The sequence below is a fragment of the Aldersonia sp. NBC_00410 genome (genome assembly GCF_026342035.1).
Classification (GTDB): domain Bacteria; phylum Actinomycetota; class Actinomycetes; order Mycobacteriales; family Mycobacteriaceae; genus Aldersonia.
In genome coordinates, this window is the sequence record NZ_JAPENM010000017.1 from 1 (window position 1) to 19,435 (window position 19,435).

Below are 19,435 nucleotides of genomic sequence, written 5' to 3' on the forward strand. Positions count from 1 at the left end.
GCGGGGAATCGAGCGGATCGTCGACGGCCCCCGTTCCAGTTCGTCCAACTCCCCCAAGCAGTCGCACCCCCCGGCATAAAGTGCACATGGATACCCCATGACGAACAGGCCTAAACGTTGCGAACGACCGTCGACAACGCACCATTTCTGCTGTTGTCGATCCGCGCCGAGGACGAGGCGGCCGACGACGAGTACCGCGCCGTGATGCGCTTCGGCGGACTCGACGCCACCGGATTGCAGCGCATCCGCCTCACCGAACAGGAATTGGGCACGATCGACCTGGCCGACTGGTCGGGCATTATCCTCGGCGGCGGGCCCTTCAACGTCAGCGATCCCCCGGCGGAGAAGGATGGGACACAACTGCGGATCGAGCGCGAGTTGTTGCCGTTGATCGGCACCATCGTCGATCGGGACCTTCCCTTTCTCGGATGCTGCTATGGCGTCGGCACTCTCGGCACTGTCATCGGTGCGACGATCGACCGGACCTACAGCGAGCCGGTAGGCGCCGCGACGATCACCCTTACGGCAGCCGGTCGCCGCGACCCCATCTTCGTGGACCTACCCGAGGTCTTCGACGCCTATGGCGGCCACAAGGAAGGGGCGACGGTACTGCCACCGCACGTGGTCGCGCTCGCATCGTCGGCACAATGCCCGGTGCAGGCCTTTCGCGTCGGCGAGAATGCGTACGCGACCCAGTTCCACCCCGAACTCGACGCCGACGGGATCTGCACCCGGATCGACGTCTACAGCGACCACGGCTACTTTCCACCCGAGACCGCGGAAACTCTCAAAGTAGCTGCACGACAACGGAATGTGACGCATCCACCGGCGATCCTGCGCCGGTTCGTCCAACGATACGGGCGGCCTGTCGATCGTCGATGACCGGAACGGGCGGGCTAGCCGCTCGGCTCGACCTGCCGGCCGAGAAACGCAGCGAGCTGGTCGATCGACGGCGCGCCGGGCGCGACGGACTGTGGTTCGGCGAAGCGTCCTGTGCGCGGCATCGTGGCAAGCTGGTCGCGAACGAACAGGAGCGACTGCGCGGCAAGGTCATTGGGGAGATCCGCGGCGATACCGGTGGCCCGGCCCAGATCCCAGCCGTGGACAAGCAGATCGTAGAGCCGGATCTGCAGGGTTTCGGCGCCCGTGACGACGCCCAACGGTCCGGGGTAACGCCGGTCCAGCACGCCCGGCCCACGGAGGGCCGCCTGCAGGTCGGCGGCTGTTTCCCGGAATGCGGCCGTCGGGTCGTCACCGAGCAGGTCGGAGCCCTGCTCCGGCATCGCACCGCCGCCGAGCCGGGCGACGAAGATCAGATTTCCCGCGACGAGGTGCCCCACGAGCCGGCGCACGTTCCACTCGGTGCATGGCGTGGTCAACTCCCACTGATCCGGGGCGATGTGCGCGATCACGTCACCAACCGTGTCGCTTGCCCGCGCGAGGTCCTCGACTACCACCGTCACGCAGCGAGGCTACGCCCGTCGCTTGACCGCGGACGGCGAATGTGGCCCCGCACGCTACGTCTTCGAACCGAACTGCAGGCAAGAACGTGTCCCGGTCAATGCGCGTGAGACCGTCACCGCCGAAGTTGGGAGCGACGATGCTGTGGTCGGCCCGTATCTGCACGATTTTCATCGTTGGTGTGGCCGGGGTCTGCGCGGCGGCTCCCGGACTGGCCACGGCCGAACCCGAACCACCACCGCCGGGCGCGCTCGTCGCGAAGTTCTGGCGCAATCAGATTCAGAACTGCGAAGCGATCTGCCCGTATCTGCTCCAGGGCGTGGTGAACGTGCCCGTCGCGGCGCTGCAGGCACCGGGGGTCTATTCGGCAGCGCTCGCGGCGACCGGCTCCGAGTCGCGTGCGCAGGGGACGGCGGCGGCATCGGTGGCCCGGTCCGCGAACGCCGCGATGACCGGGATCATCGACAACGACCTCAACCGCGTGCTCCCCCGCGCGCAGAATGCGTTCGAGGTCGCGGTGGTCGAAGCGACCGACGTCTTGGCCGCGATCACCGAACCGCAGGCGCCGGACCGTCCGTCTCCCGCGGCCGCATTCGATACCTTCCGAGCGAATTTTGCTGCCTCGCTCGACAAGCCCCTGACCAGAAATCCACCACCCACCGTCGAGACCGACGACGCGGCGCAGGACGCTCTGGTGAATCAGATCCGGCTCGCGTCCGCCGTGTTGTTTCAGGCCCCGGAATCGCTGCTCGTAGGTGCGACCGCGGCGGCCGAGACGGCCGCGACGACCCTGGCCGGTACCGGCGACATGGACGCCGCGCGGAGCGCCGGCCAAGCGCAGATCGAGGCCACCCTCGCCAGTGCCGGTGACGTGATCGCATCGGCGCTACGGGCGCAAGATGCACCCCGGTGACCACGGAAACGAGTAGGTGACTACGCGCGACCCGCTCGAAAACTCCTCGCATGCTGAAGCGGCCGACAGCCGAGAGGGGCCGCGATGATCATCGACCGGACCGCACGTCGTTCCGTTATGTGGGCATGTCTACTCACCCTGGCGACGGCGCCCTTGGCGATACCGGCGCCCGCGGCAGCGAATCCATTTTGCCAGCCGGGCATTGCCACGTACGCGGCCCCTGGGGCCTACGCCTTCACCGTCCCGCCCGGGCGCACGTCGATCTCGGTCGTCGCGGTGGGCGGCAAGGGCGGCGACCACGCGGACGGGTCGAAGGGCGGCCGGGGCGCCAAGGTGACAGCACAGCTCGCCGTCGCGCCGGGTGCCACGCTCATGGTCACCGTGGCCGAGCCGGGACACAACGGCGCGAGCGGGCCGACCCCGGCATCGGGCGCGGGGCTCGGCGGCTCCGGCGCAGGCCCGGGCGGCCATGGCGGCAACCCGTACGGGGGCGGCGGCGGTGGCGCATCGGCCGTCGCCGACGGCAGTAGCGGATCCGCCGGTCGCCTCGTGGTCGCAGGTGGCGGCGGGGGTGGCGGCTACGGATTCACGCCCGGTGGAGGCGCCGGACAGAACGGGTCGCCCGACTCCGTTGTCGCAAACGGAACGTACTTCCCGGGCGGTCGCGGCGCGGTCGGGGCGGTTCCCGGCGCGGGTGGCACCTACGCGACCGAGAGCGGGGCGCCCGGAAGCAACTCGGGAGCCGGTGGCAATGCCGCGGGATACCCGAACGGTTCGGCCTGGGGCGGCGGAGGCGGCGGCTGGGCCGGTGGCGGGGGCGGCGCGTTCGGTGGCGGGGGTGGCGGATCGTCGCTGGGCGACAGCGTCGAACTCAGCACCGATCCGCCTTCGGTCACGATCACCTACGCCGACCCATCACAGTGCTGCTTCGGATCGCTGTGCTTCCCGGGCTCGCTCGGCTGAATGCGGCGAGTTGCATCGCTCGCATCCCGTGAGCGGAGCGTTCAGCTGTCGACACCCTCCTCCGGCAGCAGGTTCTTCTGGTCGAGTACGTAGAGCAACGCCATCGCAGGGAGCACGATCAGCGCAACCGCCACGGCCGCGACCAGCAGCGCGGTCAGCGTCCCACTGGGCGCCGCCGCCTCGGAAACCTTGGTGGTCTCCGGGAGCAGGTAGGGCCATTGCGCGATGCCCCACGCGGCGACCACGGCAACCACCGCGGCGCCGGACAGTGGACGGGCGAATCGGTCGTTGCCGCGCAGGATGAGCGCGAGCGAGGCTCCACCGCACACCACCGACACGATCACGGCGGGTAGTGCGCGAGATGTCAAGCCGTCGAAGAGGTATGAGGCATCCGCGTTGAGGATCGGAGTTCCCGCCGCGACGACGATCCCGGCCACAATCGCCGACACGACGGCGCGTCGGCGGAAGTAGGCGGCCATGTCGTCGTCGCCCATCCGGCGGGCGTCACTGGTCAGGCGGACCGCGGCAAGGTAGGCAAAAAGGACGACGGCGAGCACTCCGCCGAGGATCGAGACGGGGTTGACCCAACTCTCGACCGGGTCGCCCGCTTCCCCTCCCGGCGGGACCTTGCCACCGGCGATGGCTCCGGCCACAGCACCAAGGCAGTACGGCACCAGCACCGAGGATGTAGCGAATGCGGCGCCGAACCTGCGTTGATCCCGCGTCCGGAACACGGACTTGCGAAACGCGAAGCTCGACCCGCGCGCCACGATGCCGAGGGCCGCAAGTGTGAGGGGCACGAACAGTGTCAGCGTGATCGATGCGTACACGCTCGGAAATGCGGTCCACAGCACCACGAAACAGAAGATCAACCACACGTGGTTGGCCTCCCACACCGGCCCGATCGACCGGTCGATCGCCCCCCGCGGCCGCTCTCCGCGCGCGGTGCCGCCGGCGATCAGGTCCCAGAAACCCGCGCCGAAATCCGCGCCGCCGAACAACGCGTAGGCAATGACCCCCGCGAACAGCGTGGCCGCGATGGCGGTGCTCATTCGACCGACACCTGTTCCGGCGTATCGCGAGGTTCGCTCGGCCCGTAGGGCACATCGTGGTCGGCGAACCCCGCGGAGCCCGGATGGCCCGGTGCCGAGTCGGCCACCCGTGCCCTTCTGCTCATGCCGCGCAATACGAGAATCGTCGTCACCCCAAGGACGAGGTAGAGGAGGACCACCGCGACGAAGGTGATCCACACGCCGGTGTTGCCGGTGGCGGCGTCCTCGACCTTCATATAGTTGTAGACAATCCAGGGTTGCCGCCCGACCTCGGTGACCACCCAGCCGGCCTCCATCGTGATCACCGCCAGCACACCGCAACACGCGGCGATTCGCAGAAACCAGCGACTACGGGGCATGTCCCGGCGAAATATCCAGCTCGCGGCGTACCAGACGGCAATAAGGAACAGCAGCGTGCCCAGTCCGACCATGACGTCCCACGCCAAGTGCACGGTATTCACCTGCGAGACGGTCGGGCGATCCTCCGCGGGCCAGGTGTCCAGACCCTGTACGACGGTTGACTTTCCGGTGGACGGGTCCGACAACCACGACGCCAGTCCCGGTATCGGCAGCCCGCCCTGCACGGTTCCGTCCTCATTCAGGTGACCGAGCAGGGTCTCGGGCACGTCGCTGCTTGTCGTGGGAACGAGTTCGATCGCTGCGAACTTCGTCGGCTGGTTGTTGTACACCCACCTCGCCAACGAGTCACCGACGCCCATCTGCGGGACGATCGTCGCGCACGCCACCGTGAACGCGATGAGGAAACCGACCCGGTGATAGCGGTCGTGCCGGCCGCGCAGCATGCCGGCCGCGTACACGGACGCGACCAGAAAGCCGCCGACAACGTAGGCGGCCAAGATCATGTGCGCGGCTTGCAAGGGCATCGATTTGTTGAAGATCACCCCGATCGGGTCGACCTCCACCACAACGCCATTCGAGTCGAGGGTGAAGCCCGATGGCGAGTTCATCCACGCATTCGCGGCGACGACGGATGCACTACCGAGGATTCCGGCGAGCACGATCGGAATCCCCGTCACGAAGTGGGTCCACGGTTTCAGCCGCCGCCAACCGTAGATGTAGATCGCGACGAAGACCGCTTCGGTGAAGAAGAACAGACCTTCGAAAGCGAACGGCACACCGAACGCCTCACCCCACTCGCCCATGAATCGTGGCCACAGCAAACCGAATTCGAAGCTCAAGACGGTTCCCGTGACCGCCCCGACGGCGAAGGTCACCGCCATATACTTCGACCACCGTTGCGCGAGCAGCAAGGCGTCGGCATCGTCGTGTTTGACCGCCCGGTAGTTGGCGACGAGCGTCATGAACGCCCACGAAACACCCAGCGGTACGAGAATGATGTGGAACGCCAAGGTGAACGCCATCTGCGCGCGCGCCCACGGAACAGGGTTGACCTCGGGCATCGAGAGGAGAACCTGCGCCGCGCTCATCGCGGCACTCCCCCTCGACTCATCCGAGGCGCTCGGTCAGGTGCTCGCCGACGCGGATTGCGTTGGCCATCACCGTGAGAGCCGGATTGACCGCGCCGATACTGGGAAAGAAGCTCGAGTCGACGACGTAGAGGTTGTCGAGTTCGTGTGCCTTGCAGTTCACGTCGAGGACCGACGTCGCCGGGTCCGTACCGAATCGGCAGGTCCCGGCTTGGTGGGCGACACCGGCGACCGGGATGTCCATACTCATGTAGAAGTTCTTGCGCAGGACGTGGTGCTGCGCCATGCCGACATGATTGAGAATCTTCTTCAGTTCGTGGTACAGGCCGTCGGCCTCGGCGTCGTTGTTGGAGGTGTAGCTCAAGACAATTCGGCCCTGGCCGTCGAGTGTGACTCGGTTGGCCGGGTCGGGCAGGTCTTCGGTCGTGAGCCAGAAATCGACGGCGTGCTCGGCTACCTCGTCCAGGCTCCAGTGTGGCGCGAGGAGGGTGAGCTTTGGCTCTTCGCCCTTCATCGCCCAACCGTTGGACTTGCCGACCATCTGAATATTCCCCAGCGGAAACTCGGACGCGTCCCCGGCTGAGTAGAAGTCGTTGATACCCAAGGTTTTCTGAAAAACCGTGTCGTTGGGTTCCTTGGCCAGCGCCACCACGGCTTTGGAGTTATGGAACATGTAGTTTCGCCCGACCTGATCCGAGCCGTTGGCGAGTCCGCGGGGGTGCTGGTCGTTGGCGGATTGCAGCAGCAACTTGGCGCTGTTCGAGGCACCCGCAGCTACCACAACGATGTCGCCTCGGTAGCGCTCGAGTTCGTCGCCGTGGGACACGACCACTCCGGTGACCGTACGGCCGGTCGGGTCGGTCTCGAGTTTCACCGCCTCGGCAACGACGAGCAACGTCACGTTCGGCGCTGTCAGCAGGGGGCGCACGGCGATCGTCTCGGCATCGGACTTCGCGTGCACCAGGCACGGGTAGCCGTCGCACCACGTGCATCGGATACACGTGCTGCGGGCCCGGTCCGCTTCGTCGAGCTGGATTCCGCACGGTGCCGGGAAGGGGTGGTAACCGCCCGCGGCCAGGGAGTCGGAAATCTCCTGGATCCTCGGCTCGTGTGACACCGCCGGCCACGGATATTGCCGCGACCAGGTCCCTTCGGTCGGGTCTGCGCCGTGGCTGCCGTGGACCTGGTAAAGCCACTCGGCCTTGGTGTACCAGGGCTCGAAATCGTCGTAATCGAGGGGCCAGGCCGGCGATTCTCCGTCGACGTGCCGGATCACGCCGAAATCCTGGGGTCGCAACCGATACAGCGCCGCACCGTACAACTTCGTCGCGCCGCCGACGAAATAATGGACCTGCGGCTGGAAGGTTTTGCCGTCCGCGTCCGTCCAGGTGTCGGCGGAGATATAGCGCCCTTTCAGGAATACCGCTTCGGAGTCCCAGTTCTCGGTCTCGCGCGGGAGGAAATCACCCCGTTCGAGCAGCAAGATCCGCTTCCCCGACGCGGCCAGGGTGTGCGCGATTGTGCCGCCACCGGCCCCAGTTCCGATCACGATGACGTCGTATTGATCATTGTTGGTCACAACGGTTCTCCTCGGTCGTTGCAAAACCTATGAACCCGTTCAACATGTCGAACAAGACGACTCGGCCGAACATCGGTCGGCGAGGGTGACTGGTCCCCATCCCGCCCCTGACGTCGTTGGCTCGCGCTCGATGGCCACCGAAGGAAGGTCGGCGAGTGAAAACGCAAGCGCGATGGGCGATGACTCAGTACGATACCAGGGAGATATGGCTCCAGCCCGGACAATTCGATACGCGAGGGCACCGAGGAAGACCGGATACGTGGCGAGTGCGCCTCGGGCGATTATCTTGTCCCCGAGGGGATTTGGGCGCTCCAACCACCTGTCGACGCTGCAGGAGTTCACCAGGAATTCACGCGGCTGCGCCGACGTTCCGACCGACTGGGTGCAGCATGAGCATGTCTGGGCGCCACCGAAGTCCGAAGGAGACGTGCCGATGACAAGCTCCGTGAGTACTGGAACCGAGCCCGCGGCCACGGGTGAGCAGAACGCAGCCGATGTGCTGGTCATCTTCGGGATCACTGGTGATTTGGCGAAGGTCATGACGTTTCTGTCGTTGTATCGGCTCGAGCGTCGTGGGTTGCTGGCGTGCCCGATTGTTGGTGTCGCGGCGAACGACTGGACTGTCGCGGATCTGGTCGAGCGGGCCCGCACCTCGATCGAGACCGCCGGACACGAGCCCCTGGACGAGGCAGTTTTCGAGCGGCTCGCGGCGCGATTCGCCTATATCGGTGGCGATTTCGGTGAACCCGAGACGTTCGCGAAACTGGCGCGGCAACTGTCGGGGGCACGCAAACCGGTGTTCTACCTCGAAGTGCCGCCATTCCTGTTCGCCACTGTGATCAAGGGCCTGTCCGAGGCCGGGCTCACCGACACCGCCCGGGTGGTGGTGGAGAAACCCTTCGGCCACGACCTCGCCTCGGCACGCGAACTCGCCGCCCAGATCCACCAGTACATCGACGAGTCACAGCTGTTCCGGATCGACCACTTCCTCGGCAAAAAAGGCTTCTCCGAAACCCTGTACCTGCGTTTCGCCAACGCCATCTTCGAACCCATCTGGAACCGCCAGTACGTGTCCGAGGTACAGATCACGATGGCCGAAAGCTTCGATGTCGCCGACCGCGGCCACTTCTACGACCCCGTCGGGGCGCTGCGCGACGTGGTGGTCAACCACATGATGCAACTCGTTGCCGCCGCCGCCATGGAAGCACCCTCGTCTCCGCACGCCGCCGCACTCAAAGACGCGATGGTCAACGTCTACCGGGCCATCCCCGCGGCCGACCCCGCGCACTACCTGCGCGGACAGTACGAGGGCTACCGCGACGTCGAGGGAGTGGCAGCGGACTCGACCACCGAGACGTATCTGGCGCTGCGCCTCGAGGTCGACAACTGGCGCTGGTCCGGGGTGCCGTTCTACCTACGCACCGGCAAATGCCTCCCGGTCACCCAAACCGAACTGCGACTGGTGTTCCGTCGCCCCCCGCGGGTGTGGTTCTTCGACGCCGAACACCAACCCGAACCGGCGCAACTGGTGATCAAACTCGACCCGATGACCGGCATCCGCATCAAAGCCGAAGCCCAACGCGGCGAAGGCACCCAACCCGAACCGATCACGCTGGACATGGAATTCGCCGACGAAGGCGGCGAAGGCGCCACCCCCTACGAGGTGCTGCTGCACGCCGCCATGACCGGAGACAGTGCCCGATTTACCCGCCAGGACGGCGTCGAAGAAGCCTGGCGCGTGATGCAACCCCTGCTCGATGCGCCGCCACCGGTGCAGCCCTATGCGAAAGGGTCATGGGGTCCGCCGAATCAGCTGTTGCCGGGACAGGATCGCTGGCACGAACCGTGGGTGCCGGCATGAGCCCCGCCGACCCCGACGACGCAAAATCTGAGGGTCAGCCACAGAGTGCGGCGGCACCATCGGCATTCCCGCCAATTGCCGACTATGCGTTCCTGTCGAACTGTCATACGGGCGCGTTGATCGCCGCCGACGGCGCCATCGACTGGCTGTGCGTCCCGTCCTTCGACTCCCCCAGCGTGTTCGGCTCCCTGCTCGACCGCGAAGCCGGAGTGTTCCGCCTCGGCCCGTTCGGCATCAACGTGCCCGCCGCCCGACACTACGAACCGGGCACCAACACCATCGCCACCACCTGGAACACGTCGACCGGATGGGTCGAAGTCCGCACCGCACTGACCATGGGACCCACCCGCGGCGAGGACACCACCACCCCCCACACCAGACCACCCGCCGACGAAGACGCCGACCACATGCTCGTCCGCACCGTCCGATGCCTGTCGGGCAACGTCGAAATCGAGCTGGTCTGCGAACCGGTATTCGATTACGGCCGCACCGAAGCCGACTGGACCCTGCTCGAGGACAGCCGGCACACCGCCGACGCCACCGGCGCGGGACAAACCCTGCGGCTGCGCACCGACATGGCCCTCGGCATCGAGGGCGGCCGGGTCCGCGCCCGCCACACCCTGACCAAGGGCGAATCACTGTTCTGCGCCCTGTCCTGGGCCGATGGACTCGACGGCCCCGAAACACTCGACGACGCACTGACGCGCCTGGACGCGACCACCGAGTTCTGGCGCTCCTGGTTCGGACGCGCCCGCTTCCCCGACCACCCCTGGCGCGCCGCGATCCAACGCTCCGCGCTCACCATCAAAGGCCTCACCTACCTGCCCACCGGCGCGACCGTGGCCGCACTCACCACCTCACTCCCGGAAACACCAGGCGGGGAACGCAACTGGGACTACCGCTACACCTGGATGCGCGACTCCACCTTCACCCTGCAAGCACTGCACTACCTGAACCTGGACTGGGAGGCCAACGAATTCATGCAATTCGTCGCCGACCTCGAACCCAATTCCGATGGCGCCCTACAAATCATGTACGGCATCGACGGTCGCCGCGACCTTACCGAAACCCTCCGCGAAGACCTCTCCGGCTACGCAGGCGCCTACCCCGTCCGCATCGGCAACGGCGCCTTCGACCAACGCCAAAACGATGTGTTCGGTGCCGTACTCGACTCGATCCTGCTGCATTCGGTGCGAAGCAAGCGGCTCCCGCGTCGGCTGTGGCCAATCGTGCAGACCCAGGCGAAGTGTGCGACCGACGTGTGGCGTGAGCCCGACCAGGGCATCTGGGAGGCACGGGGCGCGCCGCAACACTACGTCTCCTCGAAACTCATGTGCTGGGTAGCCCTGGACCGCGCCGCGAAGATCGCCGAGATCCGTGGGGACAAGGCCGCGGAGGCCACCTGGCGTGCGACCGCCGAGGAGATCCATGCCGACATACTCGCGAAAGGTGTCCGCGACGGCGTGTTGCGCCAGCATTACGACACCGACGCACTCGACGCCTCGACCCTGCTGGCGGCGGTTTTCGGCTTTCTCCCCGCCAACGACGAGCGACTGCGCGCCTCCGTCGAGGCGATCGCGAACGACCTCACCGAGGATGGCTTCGTGCTGCGCTATCGCACCGGCGAAACCGATGACGGCCTATCCGGCAAGGAGGGCAGCTTCCTGATCTGCTCGTTCTGGCTTGTTTCCGCGCTTGCGGTCGTCGGTGAGTCGCAGCGTGCCCGGGATCTGATGGATCGCTTGATCAGCATCGCCTCACCGCTCGGCCTCTACGCCGAGGAATACGACACCAGTACCGGGCGCCACCTCGGCAACTTCCCCCAGGCCTTCTCCCACCTGGCCCTCATCGAGGCCGCGGGCCGCATCGTCTTCACCGACCTGTTGGCAGAACTGTCATGACGCGGTGACCACACCCGATCCCTTTGCCGTCATGCGCAGTCGCGGCTATGTCGCGCTGCTGATCCTCGCCGCGGTCGTCGGGGTGCCGGTTTCGGCACTGGCATACGGTTTTCTCAAGCTCGTCGATGTGCTGCAGAACTGGGTCTTCGTCGACGTGCCCGACGCGATCGGCGACCCGATGTGGTGGCCGGTCGTACCGCTGACCGTGGCGGGCGTGCTCGTGGCAGCGACAATCCGGTATCTGCCGGGCAAGGGCGGACACTCCCCTGCCGATGGATTCAAGGCCGGCGCCGCGCCCCCGACGGCAGCCGAGCTTCCGGGCGTCGCGATCGCCGCAACGGCGACCTTGGCGCTGGGCGTGGTGCTCGGACCCGAAGCACCGCTGATCGCGCTCGGCGGCGGGGCCGCGTTCCTGATCGTGCGGCTCGCCAAGCCGAACGCGCCGGAACGGGTCGGAAACGTGGTCGGTGCGTCGGGAAGTTTCGCCGCGATCAGCACGCTGCTCGGGTCGCCGCTGCTCGGCGCCTTCCTGCTGATGGAAGCGACCGGGCTCGCGGGCGCGATGCTCGAGGTCGTGCTGCTGCCCGGCCTGCTCGCGGCCGGTGTCGGGTCGCTGGTGTTTCTCGGACTGGACTCGTGGACCGGGTGGGGCACGTTCGCGCTGTCGATACCGGACCTGCCCGACTTCGATCGACCGAACCTGGCGGAGTTCGGCTGGGCGCTCGTAATCGGGGTGGCAGGTGCGTTCGCGTCCGTCGCCATCCACCGGCTCGCCCTATTTCTGCGGCCGCGCGTCGAACCACGAATGTTGTTGTTGATGCCGGTGATCGGTCTGTTGACCGCCGGGCTCGCCATCGGTTACGAGCAGCTGACCGATCACGAAGCCACCGACGTGTTGTTTTCCGGCCAGTCCGGACTCGGCCCATTGGTCACGGGCGCATCCGGTTACACGGTGGGCGCCTTGCTCCTGTTGATGGTCTGCAAGGGTTTGGCCTACGGCGCCGCGCTGAGCAGTTTCCGCGGTGGCCCGGTCTTTCCCGCTCTGTACCTCGGCGGGGCCGGCGGAATTGCGCTGTCACACCTACCCGGCCTTCCACTCGTCGCCGGAGTAGCCATGGGCGTCGGTGCGATGTCCGCGGGGATGCTGAAGCTGCCGATGACCTCGGTACTGCTTGCCACGTTGCTGTTGGCCTCCGACGGCGTCGCCGTCATGCCGCTCGTGATCGTCGCTGTCGTGGTCTCCTACGTCATCACGGTCCGGCTCACTCCCAGTCCTGACACGGTACCGGAAGAACCTGCACCACACTGATATTCGCACCGCAGCGGTTGTCCTACCTGCGATCCGCGCATTCCCCGCCCGTCACGATCGGAACCCGTCGCCCCGGATTGGCATTACCCGACACCGGAATACGGATGGTCAGAACACCTTCGACATATTCAGCGGCGATCTCTGCGGCCATCGCGCCGGGCGGCAACGGTACCGACCGCTGCATCCTGCACCGGCGGACTACGGATCGCTCTCCGGCATAACGCTTTCCGATACGTTCGGCGGTAATGGTCAGGTTGCCGTCACATACGGTGATGTCGATGTCGCGTGCCGGATCGACACCGGGCAGCGTTGCCCGCAGGGTGTAGCAGTCGGGCTCGCGGCGCACCTCGAGCCGGAGCGTGCGGCCCGGCGCGGGCCACGGCGAGACGGTCTCGAACCGGTTCATCAGCTCGGACCAGTCCGGTGACATCGACCAGTCGGCGAAACCGTGCCAAACGGGCTGCGGGGTGCGACCGGAAATGGTGCTCATCGCTCCTCGGTTCTTCGCGCGCGGCCGATCAGCCCCGGGCGATATAGGACTCGAGCTGCTCTCGGTCGTTCTCCAACTGTGTGATGCGGCTCTTGACCACGTCGCCGATGCTGACGATGCCGGTCAGACGACCACCGTCGAGTACGGGGACGTGCCGGATCCGCCGTTCGGTCATGGTTTCCGCGAGGCTGTCCACCGTGTCGCCAGGGTCGCAGAACAGCACCGTCCTGGTCATGATGTCGCCGGCCGAGAGACCGAGCAGATCCGCGCCGCGGTCGCGGAGACCGCGCACCACGTCGCGCTCGGACACGATGCCGACAACGCTGTCTCCGTCGGTGATCACCACCGCGCCGATGTTGCGCTCGTGCAGCAGCGACAGCAGGTCGAGCATCGGGGTATACGGGGCGACGGTGCAGACCGCGGAGCCCTTGTGCCGAAGCACGTCCGAGATTCTCATCCGGCACCTCGATCCGGTTTGGACCGGTCGACCGCTGACCGGTCACGACACTGACCAGGGTAAACGCTGAGCGGCTGCCGAGGGAAGAGAATGCGTGTGCCGGTCAGGCCGCGGCGCTGCCGACCGCTGCGGGGGTGAACTTCACCGGCATATGTTTGATGCCGTTGATGAAGTTGGACCGCAGCCGCTGCGCGGGCCCGGTCTGTTCCATGTCCGGCATGCGCTCGAGGATCTCGCGCAACATGACTCGCATCTCGGCGCGTGCCAGGTTGGCGCCGAGGCAGAAGTGGTGGCCGCCGCCGCCGAAGGCGATGTGCTGGTGCAGGTGGTCGTTCGGTGCACGGTCGATATCGAAGGTGTACGGATCGTCGAAGATCCGCTCGTCGCGGTTGCCGGACATGTGCCAGATCACCACGCGGTCCCCCGCGGCGATCTCGACGTCGCGCAGCACCGTGTCCACCGTCGCGGTGCGGCGGAACTGCATCACCGGGGTCGCCCAGCGCAGGCCCTCCTCGATCAGCCCGTCGAGCTTGCTCGGATCCTCGAGCAGCTTCCGGCGTTGCTCCGGGTGCTCCATGAGTGCGAGCTGAGTGTGCGAGATGGCGTTGCGGGTCGTCTCGTTGCCCGCGACCGCAAGCAGCATGAAGAACATGTCGAAGTCGAAGTCGCCGAGCTTGTCACCGTCCACATCCGCCTGAATGAGCGCGGTGGCAATATCGTCGCGCGGGTGCCGGTGCCGGTCCTCGTACATTGCGTGGCTGTAGGCGAACATCTGCTCGGCCGCGGCACGTTCCTGCCCCTCGACGGCGTGGTACTCCGGGTCGGATGCGCCGATCATCTGATTGGTCAGGTCGAAGATCAGCTTCCGGTCCTCCTGCGGAATGCCGATGAAGTCGGCGATCGCCTGCAGTGGCAGCTCGGCGGCGACGTCGACGACGAAATCGCATTCGCCGCGTTCGATCACGCCGTCGATGATCGTCGCGGCGCGCCGGGCGAGAATCTCCTGCAGCTGCGCGATCCGCCGCGGTGTGAAGCCCTTGTTGACGATCTTGCGCAGCTTGGTGTGCTGCGGCGGGTCCATGTTCAGCATCATCAGCTGCTGCCCGACGAGATCCTCGGGCGCGAGCTCGTCGATGTAGACCGCCCCTTGCCACGAGGAGAAGGTCTCGGCGTCCCGGTTCACCGTGACGATGTCCTCGTGGCGGGTCACGCACCAGAACGGCTTGCCGAACGCATCGAGGTGGCGAAACACCGGCGCCTCGCGGCGCAGCGTCTCGAACATCTCGTGCGGTACACCGTCGACGTAGGTGTCCGGATCGTAGAGGTTGATGTCGTCGAGCTGCATGGCGCCTCCTGCCTCACTGTCGATCGACAATACGTCCGCATCGCCCGCGCAGAGCCCGGTTTATCGCAGGAGCGTGTCGCTCAGACGCGGCTGATCTCTGCCGGCGCCACCGCCTCGACGGGCACATTGCGGTCGAGTTCGGCCAGCCACGCCGCAGCCGACGCATCGGACGGGGCGCGCCAGTCGCCGCGTGGCGACAGCGAACCGCCCGATCCGACCTTCGGTCCGTTCGGCAGCGTCGAGCGCTTGAACTGGCTGGTCTGCACGAAACGGCGCAGGAATTCGCCGAGCCAGTACTTGATGGTCGGCAGGTCGTAGGCGTTGCGCTTGTCCTCCGGCGTCAGCTCCGGCCAGCGGCCGGCGTCGACGTCGCCCCACGCGTGCTCGGCCATGAACGCGATCCGGCTCGGCCGGTAGCCGAAGCGCAGCAGGTAGTACAGGTGGAAGTCCTGCAGCTCGTATGGTCCCACCTTGGCTTCCGAGCTCTGCGCGGGCTCGTCGCCGTTGCCGTCGCTGCTCGGCACCAGTTCGGGCGAGATCTCGGTGGTGAGGATCGACCGCAGCACCGCGTCCGCGTCGGACCCGAACTCGCCGGTCTCCACCGACCACAGAATCAAGTACCGGATCAGCGATTTCGGCACCGAACCGTTGACGTTGTAGTGCGCCATGTGGTCGCCGACGCCGAAAGTGCACCAGCCCAACGCCAGTTCACTGAGATCACCGGTACCGACCACCAACCCGTTGTGCTGGTTGGCCAGCCGGAACAGATGCGAGGTCCGCTCGCCTGCCTGCACGTTCTCGTAGGCGATGTCGTACACCGCTTGTCCTTCGCCGGCGGGGTGTCCGAGGTCGCGCAACATCTGCAACGACGAAGGTTTGATGTCGATCTCGTGTGCGGTGGTGCCGAGTGCGGCCATCAACAGGCGCGCATCGTTCAGCGTCCGGGAACTGGTCGCGAATCCGGGCATGGTGTAGGCCAGCACATTCGAGCGCGGCAGCCCGAGCCGGTCCATCGTCTTCACCGCGACGAGCAGTGCCTGCGTCGAGTCCAGTCCCCCGGAGATACCGATCACCAGGTGCTGCAACCCGGTCGCCTGCAACCTGGTCGCCAGTCCCGCGACCTGAATGTGGTGCACCTCCGCGCAGCGCTCGTGCCGGGTCCGCGGATCGGCGGGGACATAAGGAAACCGTTCGATCTCGCGACGCAGCGGCATCGAGCCGGCCGGGACCGGCAGCTCGAACTCGACCCGCCGGAACCTGCACAGCCGTTCCCGGTGGTCATGCACGTTGTCGGCAAAGCTATTGGTACGCAACCGGTCCGCCGCGATCCGTTGCAGGTCCAGATCGCTGAGCACCACCTGCTCCTGCTCGGTGAACCGGTCGCCCTCGGCGAGCAGGTCACCGTTCTCGCAGATCACCGCCTGACCGTCCCAGGCCAGATCGGTCGTCGACTCGCCATTGCCCGCCGCCGAGTAGAGGTAGGCCGCCATGAACCGCGCCGAATGCGATCCGCACAGTTGCCGCCGGTAGTCGGCCTTGCCGATGACGCTGTTGCTCGCCGACAGGTTGACCAGCACGGTCGCGCCCGCGAGCGCGCCGAAACCGCTGGGCGGCACCGGCACCCAACCGTCCTCACAGATCTCGATGTGCAGCACGAAGCCGGGCAGGTTCGTCGCGGCGAACAGCAGCTCGCTACCGAACGGAACTCGCTGGCCTGCGATGGTGATGTGCTCGACGAGAACTTCGCGGGCCGCGGCGAACTGGCGCTTCTCGTAGAACTCGCGGTAGGTCGGCAGGTAGCTCTTCGGCACCGCGCCGAGCACCCGTCCGTCGTGCACCACCACCGCACAGTTGAACAGCTTGCCCTCGACGCGCAACGGCGCTCCGACCAGCAGGACCGCGCCGATCTCCCGGCTTTCCTCGATCACCCGGGCGAGCGCCTCGTCGACACCGTCCTGCAACGCATCCTGATGAAACAGGTCGTCGGCGGTATAGGAGGACAACCCCAGTTCGGGGAAGACCACCAGCACCGCGCCTTCGGCCGCGGCGCGCCGTGCCAGCTCGAGCGTGCGCGCCACGTTGTGCGCCGGATCGGCGACACGGACCTTCGGTACCGCGACCGCCACCCGGGCGAACCCGTGCCGGTAGAGCGAATCGAACGGAAGGTCGGCGATCACGATGACTCCCTGTCGCGGACGGACACCATGCCGCGAATCTACCCCGCGGCCCGTCTACCTAACGTGCGCCGATGGCCGGCCCGATCGTTGCCCAGGAGTCGTGCAAGGCGTCCTGCCAGTACGGCCACGAGTGTGTTCCGGTCGGACGATAGGCGACCCGCGCCGGGATCCGCGCCGCCCCGAGCCTGGCCGCGAACGCCGCCACACAGGGCAATACGTACGCCTCGATCGGGCCGCCGAGGAAGATGGCCTCGGGCAGTTGCGGTTTCAATTCGAACTCGTGCGGGCCGGGCATGCCGTTGCCCGTCCAGAGGTAGATCGCCTTGCCGCGCAGCGCGCCCACGTTGAGGGCCGGGTCGTGTGCGGACCACGTCGGGTCGCCGGGCAGGCCCCACATATTCGCCGGGTTCGCGCGGCGAAACGCGATCGACGCCATCATCGGCAACTGCGCGAAACCGTTGTCCGGACAGGCGCTGTACCCCGCCACCGCGCGGTAGAGCCATGGGTTACGCGTCGCGAGCGTGAAGGCGGCGTGCCCGCCCATCGACAGACCGCCGATCGCGTTGACACCGTTGCCGGCGAACTCGCGATCGATGATCGGCGGCAGCTCGCGCGTGAGGAACGTTTCCCATTTGTAGGTGCCCAGCACCGGATCCGGGAAGTTCCAGTCGGTGTAATAGCCGGCGAGTCCACCGATCGGGAGGACGACATTGACGTTGCGGCCGGCGAAGAAGCGTTCCGCGTCCGTGGCGTTGGTCCACGTGCTCTGGTCGACGCCGGGATCGAGACCGTCGAGCAGGTAGAAGCTGGGCCGGGCGCCGGCACCGGCCGGATGCAGTACCTGGACCGCGATGTCGCGCTGCATCGCGCCGGAGTGGATCCACAATGCGCTGCGGCTCGGTGTCAGCTCGTTGCGACCGAGCAGCACGGTCGGGCCGGGAATGGCCGGCGGTGGCCCCGAACTGCCGAGCCCGGAACTGCCCGCTCCCGATTGGGCCGCCACGGGCGGCGCGAGCAGCATCGCAAGGACGATCACCGTTGCCGCCACCACGAGACCGCGCATCCGATTCTCCTCGGTCGAACTCGTGTTCACGGTAGTCATTGCGCGTCGGTGCGCAGGTCCGATTAGTCGCGATACCAGTTCGGATCGGTCGCGATCGAGTGTCTGCCACGGATCTGCGCGCGGGCCGTAGAGTCGATTCGTGGATCTGCCCGTGCTGCCGCCGGTCAAACCGATGCTCGCGAAGTCCGCCGCCACCGTGCCGCGCGAGGCGGGGCTGCGCTACGAACCGAAATGGGACGGGTTCCGCTGCATCGTCTTCCGCGACGGCGACCGCCTCGAACTCGGGTCACGCAACGACCGCCCGCTGACCAGGTACTTCCCCGAACTCGTCGAGTTGCTCGCGGACGCGCTGCCGGACAAGGCCGTGGTGGACGGCGAGATCGTGCTGGTCACCGGCACCGGGCTCGACTTCGACACGCTGCAGAACCGGCTGCATCCCGCCGCGTCGCGGGTGCGCAAGCTCGCGGCAGAGACACCGGCGAGTTTCGTGGCTTTCGACCTGCTCGCCCTCGGTGACCGGGATCTGACCGGCGAACCGTTCGCCCATCGACGGGAACTGCTCGAAACCATCCTCGACGACCGGCTCGCGCGGGTGCACCTGACGCCGTTGACCGACGATCCGGATGTGGCGCAGGACTGGTTCACCCGGTTCGAGGGCGCCGGTTTCGACGGAGTCATGGTGAAGGCGGCCGACCTGCCCTACCTGCAGGACAAGCGGGTGATGATCAAGGTCAAGCACGAACGCACCGCGGATTGCGTCGTCTCGGGTTTCCGCTGGCACAAGGATGGCAAGGGCGTCGGATCGCTGCTGCTCGGGCTGTACGACGACGAGGGCACGCTGCACCACGTCGGTGTCGCCGCGAGCTTCACCGCGGCTCGGCGTTCCGAGTTGGTCGACGAGCTAACCCCATTGCGCGACGGCGCGCTCGAGCAGCACCCATGGCGTGCGTGGGCGGCCGCGCAGGCCGAGGCGACCGGACGGATGCCGGGTGGTCAGAGCCGTTGGAGCGGTGGCAAGGATCTGTCCTGGGAGCCCTTACGGATCGAGCTGGTCGCCGAGGTCCGCTACGAACACGTGCAGGCGGGACGGTTCCGCCACGGCGGCCGGCTGGTGCGATTCCGGCCGGACCGCACCCCGGACTCGTGTACCTACGCCCAGTTGGACGAGGTCGCACCCGCCGAACTGGCCAACCTGTTCACCGAACTCGCGGCCGCACCCGACCCCGACTGAACGGAACCGTTCAGTCGATTGGATCGACTGAACGGTCCGTTCATTCGATCAGGGGCGCTCGGAAACCGTCGGCACCCGACGGCACGCGGCATCGGTTCAACCTGCCCGAACAGCCGATCACAGCACCTGCACTGGCCCAGTTCGCCGCCATTCAAACGTGAGGCGCATCACCGCGGAAAGTTGAA

16 protein-coding genes are annotated in these 19,435 nt (G+C 66.7%); 7 read left to right on the top strand and 9 right to left on the bottom strand.

Going from position 1 to position 19,435, the window contains the following annotated elements; all coding sequences use genetic code 11:
• The first annotated feature begins 117 nt into the window (after window positions 1-117).
• Window positions 118-882, top strand: coding sequence for a glutamine amidotransferase (locus tag OG921_RS25825; RefSeq protein WP_266115413.1), 765 nt, complete (start codon window positions 118-120; stop codon window positions 880-882).
• A 14-nt stretch (window positions 883-896) separates the two neighbouring features.
• Here OG921_RS25825 and OG921_RS25830 read toward each other — a convergent pair whose 3' ends face one another.
• Complete coding sequence (locus tag OG921_RS25830; protein ID WP_266115414.1) at window positions 897-1,463, bottom strand: TIGR03086 family metal-binding protein; 567 nt, start codon at window positions 1,461-1,463, stop codon at window positions 897-899.
• Window positions 1,464-1,600: 137 nt separating this feature from the next.
• Here OG921_RS25830 and OG921_RS25835 point away from each other — a divergent pair, with 137 nt between their 5' ends.
• Both OG921_RS25835 and OG921_RS25840 read left to right on the top strand, forming a co-directional pair.
• Entirely contained in the window at window positions 1,601-2,374 is a 774-nt protein-coding gene (locus OG921_RS25835) for a hypothetical protein (RefSeq protein WP_266115415.1), read from the top strand.
• An 84-nt stretch (window positions 2,375-2,458) separates the two neighbouring features.
• Window positions 2,459-3,337: a glycine-rich protein gene (locus tag OG921_RS25840; protein WP_266115416.1), complete on the top strand. Its 879-nt coding sequence runs from the start codon at window positions 2,459-2,461 to the stop codon at window positions 3,335-3,337.
• Window positions 3,338-3,378: 41 nt separating this feature from the next.
• Here OG921_RS25840 and OG921_RS25845 read toward each other — a convergent pair whose 3' ends face one another.
• From OG921_RS25845 to OG921_RS25855, 3 genes are read right to left on the bottom strand one after another with little or no spacing between them, the layout of a single operon-like run.
• Window positions 3,379-4,389 carry a cytochrome d ubiquinol oxidase subunit II gene (locus OG921_RS25845; RefSeq protein ID WP_266115417.1) on the bottom strand — a complete coding sequence of 337 codons (1,011 nt, stop codon included), beginning with the start codon at window positions 4,387-4,389 and terminating at the stop codon, window positions 3,379-3,381.
• Entirely contained in the window at window positions 4,386-5,837 is a 1,452-nt protein-coding gene (locus OG921_RS25850) for a cytochrome ubiquinol oxidase subunit I (RefSeq protein ID WP_266115418.1), read from the bottom strand. Before OG921_RS25850 ends, OG921_RS25845 begins: the two co-directional genes overlap by 4 nt.
• A gap of 19 nt (window positions 5,838-5,856) precedes the next feature.
• Window positions 5,857-7,416 (bottom strand): GMC oxidoreductase, encoded by a 1,560-nt coding sequence (locus tag OG921_RS25855; RefSeq protein WP_266115419.1) that lies wholly within the window; start codon window positions 7,414-7,416, stop codon window positions 5,857-5,859.
• Window positions 7,417-7,849: 433 nt separating this feature from the next.
• Here OG921_RS25855 and zwf point away from each other — a divergent pair, with 433 nt between their 5' ends.
• The 3 genes from zwf to OG921_RS25870 are packed head-to-tail and all read left to right on the top strand — an operon-like array spanning window position 7,850 to window position 12,487.
• Window positions 7,850-9,277: a glucose-6-phosphate dehydrogenase gene (gene zwf, locus OG921_RS25860; protein ID WP_266115420.1), complete on the top strand. Its 1,428-nt coding sequence runs from the start codon at window positions 7,850-7,852 to the stop codon at window positions 9,275-9,277.
• Window positions 9,274-11,178, top strand: coding sequence for a glycoside hydrolase family 15 protein (locus OG921_RS25865; protein ID WP_266115421.1), 1,905 nt, complete (start codon window positions 9,274-9,276; stop codon window positions 11,176-11,178). Before zwf ends, OG921_RS25865 begins: the two co-directional genes overlap by 4 nt.
• A 4-nt stretch (window positions 11,179-11,182) precedes the next feature.
• Window positions 11,183-12,487 (top strand): chloride channel protein, encoded by a 1,305-nt coding sequence (locus OG921_RS25870; protein ID WP_266115422.1) that lies wholly within the window; start codon window positions 11,183-11,185, stop codon window positions 12,485-12,487.
• 22 nt (window positions 12,488-12,509) lie between these two features.
• Here the strand turns inward: OG921_RS25870 and OG921_RS25875 are convergent, their stop codons facing one another.
• The 5 genes from OG921_RS25875 to OG921_RS25895 form a co-directional block, all read right to left on the bottom strand.
• The gene (locus tag OG921_RS25875; RefSeq protein WP_266115423.1) at window positions 12,510-12,977 is read right to left on the bottom strand and encodes an Hsp20/alpha crystallin family protein; all 468 of its coding nucleotides are present in this window, start codon (window positions 12,975-12,977) and stop codon (window positions 12,510-12,512) included.
• A 28-nt stretch (window positions 12,978-13,005) separates the two neighbouring features.
• Complete coding sequence (locus OG921_RS25880) at window positions 13,006-13,434, bottom strand: CBS domain-containing protein (protein ID WP_266115424.1); 429 nt, start codon at window positions 13,432-13,434, stop codon at window positions 13,006-13,008.
• Between the two features lie 103 nt (window positions 13,435-13,537).
• A complete protein-coding gene (locus OG921_RS25885; protein WP_266115425.1) occupies window positions 13,538-14,779 on the bottom strand; it encodes a cytochrome P450 in 1,242 nt (413 codons plus the stop codon).
• Window positions 14,780-14,859: 80 nt separating this feature from the next.
• Window positions 14,860-16,953: an NAD(+) synthase gene (locus OG921_RS25890; protein WP_266115469.1), complete on the bottom strand. Its 2,094-nt coding sequence runs from the start codon at window positions 16,951-16,953 to the stop codon at window positions 14,860-14,862.
• Between the two features lie 61 nt (window positions 16,954-17,014).
• On the bottom strand, window positions 17,015-18,058 hold the full coding sequence (locus tag OG921_RS25895) for an alpha/beta hydrolase family protein (protein ID WP_266115426.1): 1,044 nt from the start codon (window positions 18,056-18,058) through the stop codon (window positions 17,015-17,017).
• Window positions 18,059-18,158: 100 nt separating this feature from the next.
• On the opposite strand from OG921_RS25895, the gene OG921_RS25900 reads away from it, so the two are divergent.
• On the top strand, window positions 18,159-19,250 hold the full coding sequence (locus tag OG921_RS25900; RefSeq protein ID WP_266115427.1) for an ATP-dependent DNA ligase: 1,092 nt from the start codon (window positions 18,159-18,161) through the stop codon (window positions 19,248-19,250).
• Window positions 19,251-19,435: the final 185 nt, after the last annotated feature.

Excerpts from the sequence above, each read along its gene's own strand:
- OG921_RS25835 (WP_266115415.1), top strand. The coding sequence starts at position 1,601 with ATGCTGTGGTCGGCCCGTATCTGCACGATTTTCATCGTTGGTGTGGCC.
- OG921_RS25840 (WP_266115416.1), top strand. The coding sequence starts at position 2,459 with ATGATCATCGACCGGACCGCACGTCGTTCCGTTATGTGGGCATGTCTA.
- OG921_RS25845 (WP_266115417.1), bottom strand. The coding sequence starts at position 4,389 with ATGAGCACCGCCATCGCGGCCACGCTGTTCGCGGGGGTCATTGCCTAC.
- OG921_RS25850 (WP_266115418.1), bottom strand. The coding sequence starts at position 5,837 with ATGAGCGCGGCGCAGGTTCTCCTCTCGATGCCCGAGGTCAACCCTGTT.
- zwf (WP_266115420.1), top strand. The coding sequence starts at position 7,850 with ATGACAAGCTCCGTGAGTACTGGAACCGAGCCCGCGGCCACGGGTGAG.
- OG921_RS25865 (WP_266115421.1), top strand. The coding sequence starts at position 9,274 with ATGAGCCCCGCCGACCCCGACGACGCAAAATCTGAGGGTCAGCCACAG.
- OG921_RS25875 (WP_266115423.1), bottom strand. The coding sequence starts at position 12,977 with ATGAGCACCATTTCCGGTCGCACCCCGCAGCCCGTTTGGCACGGTTTC.
- OG921_RS25880 (WP_266115424.1), bottom strand. The coding sequence starts at position 13,434 with ATGAGAATCTCGGACGTGCTTCGGCACAAGGGCTCCGCGGTCTGCACC.
- OG921_RS25885 (WP_266115425.1), bottom strand. The coding sequence starts at position 14,779 with ATGCAGCTCGACGACATCAACCTCTACGATCCGGACACCTACGTCGAC.
- OG921_RS25895 (WP_266115426.1), bottom strand. The coding sequence starts at position 18,058 with ATGACTACCGTGAACACGAGTTCGACCGAGGAGAATCGGATGCGCGGT.